7 protein-coding genes, 1 tRNA gene and 1 rRNA gene are annotated in these 7,871 nt (G+C 38.6%); 1 reads left to right on the top strand and 8 read right to left on the bottom strand.

Annotated elements, in window-relative coordinates; all coding sequences use genetic code 11:
- Window positions 1-177: 177 nt before the first annotated feature.
- On the bottom strand, window positions 178-813 hold the full coding sequence (locus ACIQ7T_RS26000; RefSeq protein ID WP_370083191.1) for a redox-sensing transcriptional repressor Rex: 636 nt from the start codon (window positions 811-813) through the stop codon (window positions 178-180).
- A gap of 229 nt (window positions 814-1,042) precedes the next feature.
- On the opposite strand from ACIQ7T_RS26000, the gene ACIQ7T_RS25995 reads away from it, so the two are divergent.
- On the top strand, window positions 1,043-2,986 hold the full coding sequence (locus ACIQ7T_RS25995) for an ABC transporter ATP-binding protein (RefSeq protein ID WP_370083203.1): 1,944 nt from the start codon (window positions 1,043-1,045) through the stop codon (window positions 2,984-2,986).
- 502 nt (window positions 2,987-3,488) lie between these two features.
- On the opposite strand, the gene tsaD is transcribed toward ACIQ7T_RS25995, so the two are convergent.
- The 7 genes from tsaD to rrf all read right to left on the bottom strand — a co-directional run.
- A complete protein-coding gene (gene tsaD, locus ACIQ7T_RS25990; protein ID WP_402874756.1) occupies window positions 3,489-4,508 on the bottom strand; it encodes a tRNA (adenosine(37)-N6)-threonylcarbamoyltransferase complex transferase subunit TsaD in 1,020 nt (339 codons plus the stop codon).
- The gene (gene rimI / locus ACIQ7T_RS25985) at window positions 4,505-4,957 is read right to left on the bottom strand and encodes a ribosomal protein S18-alanine N-acetyltransferase (RefSeq protein ID WP_370083193.1); all 453 of its coding nucleotides are present in this window, start codon (window positions 4,955-4,957) and stop codon (window positions 4,505-4,507) included. The genes tsaD and rimI overlap by 4 nt, the downstream gene beginning before the upstream one ends.
- The gene (tsaB, locus tag ACIQ7T_RS25980; protein WP_402874753.1) at window positions 4,950-5,657 is read right to left on the bottom strand and encodes a tRNA (adenosine(37)-N6)-threonylcarbamoyltransferase complex dimerization subunit type 1 TsaB; all 708 of its coding nucleotides are present in this window, start codon (window positions 5,655-5,657) and stop codon (window positions 4,950-4,952) included. Before tsaB ends, rimI begins: the two co-directional genes overlap by 8 nt.
- Window positions 5,654-6,103, bottom strand: a complete 450-nt coding sequence (gene tsaE, locus ACIQ7T_RS25975; protein ID WP_370083207.1) for a tRNA (adenosine(37)-N6)-threonylcarbamoyltransferase complex ATPase subunit type 1 TsaE — start codon at window positions 6,101-6,103, stop codon at window positions 5,654-5,656. The genes tsaB and tsaE overlap by 4 nt, the downstream gene beginning before the upstream one ends.
- Window positions 6,104-6,422: 319 nt before the next feature.
- Window positions 6,423-6,758 (bottom strand): hypothetical protein, encoded by a 336-nt coding sequence (locus tag ACIQ7T_RS25970; protein ID WP_370083197.1) that lies wholly within the window; start codon window positions 6,756-6,758, stop codon window positions 6,423-6,425.
- 692 nt (window positions 6,759-7,450) lie between these two features.
- A tRNA-Asp gene (locus ACIQ7T_RS25965) sits at window positions 7,451-7,526 on the bottom strand.
- Window positions 7,527-7,778: 252 nt separating this feature from the next.
- Window positions 7,779-7,871: ribosomal RNA gene (gene rrf / locus ACIQ7T_RS25960) — 5S ribosomal RNA — on the bottom strand; the annotation flags it as partial.

The raw sequence follows: 7,871 nt of genomic DNA, 5'->3' as shown, positions 1-7,871 counted from the left end.
CACATTTGCTGCTGTCGCTTCGCTTTCGCGCAGAAAACATTTGCTGCTGTCGCTTCGCTTTCGCGCAGAAAACATTTGCTGCTGTCGCTTCGCTTTCGCGCAGAAAACATTTGCTGCTGTCGCTTCGCTTTCGGTACAAAAGACATTCGCTGAAAGAAATTAAATTATGTACGATTATCACTCTTCCTGATTACGAATTAAATAAATGAGTGCCTGCAATTCTACTGACAAATCGATTGTTAAAAGTTGCATTTTATCTGGTACAGTAATACGCTCTGGCGTAAAGTTTAAAATTCCTTTTGCGTTCATCGCCGCTAATCTATCAGCCATTTTCTGTGCAGAGCGTGGTGAAACTGTTAAAATTGCAAGCTCCGCTCCATATTCCGCATACTTTTCTTCCAATAAATCTGGATGAAAAACAGGAATATTACTAATCATCTTCCCTTCCTTTGGGGCCTTTGAGTCAAATGCCACAACGATATGAGTATTGTGATTTTTTTGAAAATTATATTTTAATAAAGCACTACCTAAATTCCCTACACCAACTAACGCTACTTTTGTCGCTTCATGTTGATCGAGCGTTTGACTAAAAAATTCCAAGAGATGTTGCACATCATAGCCATATCCCTTTTTCCCAAGAGCACCAAAATAAGAAAAATCACGGCGAATAGTTGCAGAATCAATTTTCATCGCTTCACTCAGTTCCTTCGACGAAATACGTTCCATGCCTTCTTGTGCAAAGTTTTGGATAAATCGATAGTAAAGAGGAAGTCTTTTCGTAGTGGCTTGTGGAATTTTTAATTCTTGTTTCAAACTCTTTCCTCCTTATAGAGTATCAAATCTATTTATGATACACACTTAATTAACTATTTCTAAGTTTATAATATTTACTGGAGGATTTCCCTTTAGTTAATGGCGCTTTTACGCCACTAACTAAAGAGAAATCGTCTCAATCTTACATGACAGCTTGGAATAAGTAAAGCATCGACATTGCAAGGCAATCGCTCATCTATTACACTAAGGAAGAATTGAGGTGTCAAGAATGATTGTTTTACAGGTCAATCAACTATATAAATCCTTCCTTGCAGATGAAATTTTAAGTGGCGTAAAATTAGAGGTTCAACATCGTGATCGTGTTGCATTAGTAGGTCGTAACGGTGCTGGTAAGTCTACTTTACTTAAAATAATTGCTGGTCAACTGTCATATGACTCTGGCGATATTATTATCCCTAAAGGTATACAAATTGGATATTTGGAGCAGCATGCTGGTTTAAACTCAACATTGTCGATTTGGGATGAAATGATGACAATTTTTGAGCCGCTTATTACCCAAGAACGAGCAATCCGATCATTAGAACAACAAATGGCCGACCCTGCTGTTTATGAAAACCCTACTTTATATGCAAAAATAATGTCTGAATACGATCATTTGCAGCATAATTTTAAGGATGCAGGTGGCTATCAATATGAATCTGATACACGTTCTGTGCTTCATGGCATGCAGTTCTATCCTAATGATTACGAAAAGCCAATTAGCTCACTATCAGGAGGACAACGAACTCGGTTAGCGCTTGCTAAGCTTTTGTTAAGTAAACCTGACCTATTAATACTCGATGAACCTACTAACCATTTAGATATTGAAACCCTCTCTTGGTTGGAATCATATTTAAAAGGCTATGAAGGGGCTATTCTAATTGTTTCCCATGACCGCTACTTCTTAGACCAAGTTGTGTCTATTATCTACGAAGTCTCTCGTCATCGCGTCACAAAATATACAGGCAATTATAGTGCCTATTTAGATGAAAAAGCTAAAAATTATGAGCGTGATTTGAAGCAATATGAACGTCAACAAGATGAGAAAGCCAAGCTTGAGGAATTTATTCAAAAAAACATTGCTCGTGCTTCTACTACTAAAATGGCACAAAGTCGTCGTAAAATGCTTGAACGAACAGAATGGATGGAATCCCCTGATGGTGATGAAAAATCAGCAAGCTTCGGTTTTACAATTGAGCGCCAAAGTGGTAATGATGTATTGTCTGTTGATGACTTAGCGATAGGTTATGGTGATAAGAAAATATCAAGCGGCATTACATTACGCACTTTCCGAGAAGACCGTATTGCACTTGTTGGACCTAATGGTGTTGGTAAATCAACTTTATTAAAAACCATAGTCAAAGATTTACTACCACTCTCTGGAGAGATTCGCTATGGTACAAATGTTCAAATTGGTTATTATGACCAAGAGCAGGCCAAGCTATCGAGCAATAAAAGTGTGCTAAAAGAGCTATGGGATGAATGGCCTTTAATGAATGAAAAAGATATTCGCACAGTGCTAGGCCGTTTCTTATTCAGTGGAGATGATGTAGATAAAATCGTGTCATCATTATCTGGTGGAGAAAAGGCTAGACTTGCATTAGCTAAATTGATGATGCAAAAGGCAAATTTCTTAATTCTCGATGAGCCTACCAATCACTTAGACTTAGATAGTAAAGAGATACTGGAAAACGCACTGATCGATTATCCTGGAACGCTCTTATTTGTATCGCATGACCGATATTTCATCAATCGAATTACTACTAAAGTAATCGAACTATCCGGCGATGGTTCCTTTGAGTACTTAGGTGACTATGATTATTATCTTGAAAAGAAACAAGAACTATTAGAAATTGCACAAATGAAGGCTGCTGCTCAACCGCAAGTACACGCTGATGTACCTGAAAAGATCTCTACCTCTAAAATTGATAAAGAGGCTAAAAAACGGGAGCGCCAAATTAGACGCACGCTTGAGGAACTAGAGGGAAAAATGCAGCAAGTAAATCTTGAAATAGCTCGCTTAGAAGAAGCTCTTTGCCATCCCGAGATTTTCACAGACCACGAAAAAATCACACAACTTCAAGAGGAATTATCAACTGCTAAGGAACAGTATGAGTTATTCGAAATGGAATGGCTTGAGCTAAGTGAAGAACTTGAAAATATTATTGTATAACATACCTCTTGAGATGGGATAAAACTTGTAAAGCCATGTGCCTTGTCGCATGGCTTTTTACTTTACTCGCGTTGATTTTTCATATATATTGGTCAAGTGCTATTTTTCGACAAAAAATGCCCACAACTTTATACACACTTTAAATCTAGTAATACCAACATATCAACAGACTTATCCACATTGTCCACAATTCAAAAATATTTTATTCACATCATTTTGTACAAAATAGGCTACTATATATTGAATAATCACAAGTTATGCACAAGTTATCAACACTTTGTGCATAAGTACGGATGTTCGCTGTTTTATTTCTACCTTACCTGTGGATAATTTTCTGAAAAATTTGTCAACTGATCGGATTCAAATTTTCTTATAGACACTGTTTTCTCAACAATTTTTTCACAAAAGCAAAAGAGGTATTTTAGAATCAAATCTAAAACACCTCTTTTTCTATAATCAATTATGCCTCAGCATAATTACGTCCGAAATCGCCTGAAAGAAGTTATACCCAGGATTTTAACTCCATTCCAGGACGACCGTTCATTGATAAATTGCCTCGAATACCCGCTTCAAACATAGGTGTTGCTGCTGCCCCTATCATGGCGGCATTATCTGTACACAGCTTTAATGGCGGCACGAAAAATGGTATATTTTCTTCAGCAAATACCATCTCAAGTGATGTACGCAAACCCTTATTTGCCGCTACACCACCCGCTGCAATAACCTGTTTCACTTTATATTCGCGAGCTGCCCGTAATGTTTTCGCTGTTAATACTTCAACTACGCTATCCTGGAACCCTTTGGCAACGGCAGTCGGACAAATTTCTTCACCGCGTTGGTCCATATTATGCTTATAATTAATAACCGCTGATTTCAAGCCGCTAAAACTAAAATCATAAGAATCTTCCTCTAACCACACTCTTGGGAAGGATACAGCCTCATCTCCCTCATGTGCTAATTTATCAATTCGTGGACCACCTGGATATGGTAAGTTTAAAACACGCGCAACCTTATCATAAGCTTCACCAGCTGCATCATCTCTCGTCTCACCGATGACTTCAAAAGAGCCATGTTCTTTCATATAAACTAACTCTGTATGGCCACCTGATACAACAAGTGCTAACAATGGGAATTCCATTGGCTGCACGAGTGCATTAGCATATATATGTCCAGCTATATGATGTACACCTACAATCGGTAAATTATTAGCAAATGCAAAGGCCTTTGCGGCATTAATCCCAATTAATAGTGCACCTACAAGACCAGGACCCTCTGTAACTGCCACAGCATCTAAATCAGCCGGCTTCATATTTGCCTGCGCTAATGCTTCTTCTATAACTACTGTAATTTGCTCAACATGATGACGAGATGCAATTTCAGGTACAACCCCACCAAATCGTTTATGACTTTCTATTTGAGATGCAACTACATTTGAAACAATTTCAGAACCATTTCGAATAATCGCCGCTGCTGTTTCATCACAGCTCGATTCTATTGCTAATATTATTCGATCTTCCATCATAAATTCACCCACATGACAAGGGCATCCTCCCCGTTATCTGTATAATAGCCTTTACGTATACCGCCATCTTGGAAATCAAGCTTTCGATAAAGATTTTGGGCAACTGTATTTGTTACTCGTACCTCTAAACTCATGACTTCCATAGTATGCTCCCTAGCAATACGCATTGCCTCTCGCATTAATCCTTCACCAATGCCGCGACCACGAGCAGCCTCTATAACGGCAACGTTCGTAATTTGCGCTGCGTCTATAACCATCCACATTCCACAAAAACCGATAATGTTATTATATTCATCTATAGCTAGCACATAATGTGCATACTGATTTTCATGCACTTCATAATAAAAAGAATCTAACGTCCATGGTGTAGGAAATGTAGCAAGCTCAATTTCATACACTACTGGGACATCTTCAGATACCATTTTACGATATGTTACATTACTACTCATGCGCCTTCTCCTTTTGTTCCTTCAGCCAATTCGCCTCCGCCTCGGCAATACGTTTATATTGCGGGACAAAATGATGAACTGCATCCACACTTGGTAGCTCCAGTTTCGTCGCTAATCGAATTGTTTCACTTGCCCTTGGTAAGTCATTACTAAATGGTGTACGCTGCGCATAATCACCTAGTACCTCTACGATTTTATGCCAAAAAACATCTACATCGGCTCCAACAAATAAAACCGGTGCCTCTAAAGCCTGTAAACGCTCTAACAAGCCATCTATATGATCGTGATAATCTTCAATAATTGTTTCAAGCTCACAACCTTTATAAACGGCCGTATAGACATTACCTCTTCGCGCATCAAAAATAGGACAAATAAACCCATCATATAGTGCTGCATTTGCGGCCAATGACTTTAAGCTAGATATTCCAACTAAAGGCTTTTTCAATGTCCATGCTAATGTTTTAGCAAGCGTCACACCTATTCGTACACCGGTATAAGAACCAGGTCCTTCTGATACAGCAATCGCATCCAACTCGCTTGGCTTTATGCCAGCCTTTTCTAGCACTTCTTCAATGGCTGGCATAGCACCTGCTGAATGTGTTAATTTTATATTTTGTACAATCTCCGCGATCACTTTCCCATCTTTTATTACAGCAATAGAAAGTGGTGCATTCGCTGCTTCAATCCCTAACCAAATCATTTCATTAGCTCCTCACATAATGCCTCATATCGCATTCCAAGTGGTGTTAATACAAATCGTCGTTGATTTTCTCCGATTCGGTAAATTTCTATTCCAAGACGCTCCTGAGGTAAATCCTGTTCAATCAAATGAGCCCACTCGACAACTGACACCGCATCACCATAAAATAGTTCGTCCCATCCAAGATCCTCATCGCTTTCTGCTAAACGATAAACATCTAAATGATTAAATGGTAAACGCCCCTCATATTGCTTTACAATCGTAAATGTCGGGCTATTGACTGTTCTCGTCACGCCAAGCCCCTTCGCTAATGCTTTCGTAAATGTCGTCTTACCAGCGCCCAAATCACCCTCTAATGTAATTGTATCCTGGGCTTCTAGTAAGCTTGCTAGCTTCAACGCAAAATTCTCAGTATCATCAAGTGAATTCATTATTTTTTCATACATCATCTCTTTTTCCTCTCCTAGCTCCATTACTACTAGTTTACCGAAACAAGCGTAAATGTTCAAAACATCCAATGGATTTCAAAAAAACAATTACACCTTGGCGTAATTGTTGCAGCTTGTCGACAAAAAATTATAATTTATTGTGTATTAAATAAAGAGATTTTCACTCCAAGCTGATGTCCATCATGGGGTGAGTCCTAAAACTTATGCAAACTAGCATTCGTCATTAGCCTGAAACAATTAAGCCTGGGCTAAATTGTCGGTGGCGATACTAATCTATGTGCCAAATAAAAATAAAACACGCTTATAAAAAACGTGCTTATTTTTTATGCTCCTTTACCTCACTAACCTTTTTATCAACCAATTTATCATCTTTAAATCGTACTATATAGGTTTTTGTCATAAGTATTTCATCATTCCAGCGGTATTGATCTTTTTTTATCATGTCCCCTGCTCCACCTGCAATTTTTACTACTTCCATATATGACATGCCTTCTTTTAATTTTTCAAATTCGGCTTCGTTCATATTTTTCTGCCAGTGGTACGCATTGGACTCCTCTATGTCTAAAATAGGATCTCCACAGCCTGCTAGTATTACAATAGCACCTATGAGTAAGCTTATATTCAGACGTTTTATGTAAAAATAATTTCGCATGCTAAACACCTCCAAATTCCTTCACACGAGAAGAATCGATAAAAATAGTCACCCTTATTAACAGCAAGTAGTTTATCTGTACCAAAACGTAACGTCGGGTACAAGAAAAATTCAGGGAAAACAAAAAAGGTTAGATGGGGATTAATCGCCCGTAAAACCTGAATATCTTTATGTTTACTGCTCTGCTTGTTTTCTCAAGCGGTATGGCAACTAACTGCAAGCCTTCTCAGTTTGTTGACACATACAGCCTAGGACCTTTGCTAACGAGTTTTTCGATATGAGTGTTGGGGCATTCCGGCGGATGTCAGAATCGGAAAGGGGTTAATAAAGGATGTTAGCCTAAAATCATCGCATCCATGCGATAACGGCTAACTGACCTGCTTCGGTGCTGCTGCCGCTACGCTATCACTGCGCTTTCGCACAAAAAAAATTTGCAGGCCTAAGCACAAAGCCGAATCTGGACGCATTGTTTATCTGTAACGAAAGCAAAGCGTCAGCTACATTGTTTATCTGTAGCAAAAGCGAAGCGTCAGCTACAATTGTGCCGAGGCATAATTACTTTAAAAATCTATGGATACCCCAACAAATATTATAGAACCAATTTCATCGATATCCACTAATTCCCTTATATTAACAATAAAAAAAGTTCTTATGATTTAAAAGCATCATAAGAACTATATTATCGTTTATAATGGCGGTCCCGACCGGGATCGAACCGGCGATCTCCTGCGTGACAGGCAGGCATGTTAACCGCTACACCACGGGACCTCTTTAAGACATTTATAAATATATCATAGGGAAATAACATATGCAATACTTTTTTATATTTTTTCATTTTTATATTCTCGTAGTCTTTGAGATAATGCTAATGCTTCAATCCGTAAGAAGTAGCATAGAAAAAGAGCAACGAGTATTTTGTGGTTGCTCTTTTCATTGTTTCATTGTCATCAGCTTTAGCTTCATTTCAATAATAATTACGTTAATAAAAAAACAGCCAGCACTCAGCTGACTGTCTACCTTGCCTAGCGACGTCCTACTCTCACAGGGGGAAGCCCCCAACTACCATCGGCGCTAAAGAGCTTAACTTCCGTGTTCGGTATGGGAACGGGTGTG

The organism is Lysinibacillus sp. NPDC096212 (assembly GCF_044763105.1).
Classification (GTDB): Bacteria; Bacillota; Bacilli; order Bacillales_A; family Planococcaceae; genus Lysinibacillus.
This window is presented reverse-complemented; position numbering and strand designations above follow the sequence as displayed.

Coding starts and splice junctions, on each gene's coding strand:
- ACIQ7T_RS25995 (WP_370083203.1), top strand. CDS start 1,043: ATGATTGTTTTACAGGTCAATCAACTATATAAATCCTTCCTTGCAGAT.
- tsaD (WP_402874756.1), bottom strand. CDS start 4,508: ATGATGGAAGATCGAATAATATTAGCAATAGAATCGAGCTGTGATGAA.
- rimI (WP_370083193.1), bottom strand. CDS start 4,957: ATGAGTAGTAATGTAACATATCGTAAAATGGTATCTGAAGATGTCCCA.
- tsaB (WP_402874753.1), bottom strand. CDS start 5,657: ATGATTTGGTTAGGGATTGAAGCAGCGAATGCACCACTTTCTATTGCT.
- tsaE (WP_370083207.1), bottom strand. CDS start 6,103: ATGTATGAAAAAATAATGAATTCACTTGATGATACTGAGAATTTTGCG.
- ACIQ7T_RS25970 (WP_370083197.1), bottom strand. CDS start 6,758: ATGCGAAATTATTTTTACATAAAACGTCTGAATATAAGCTTACTCATA.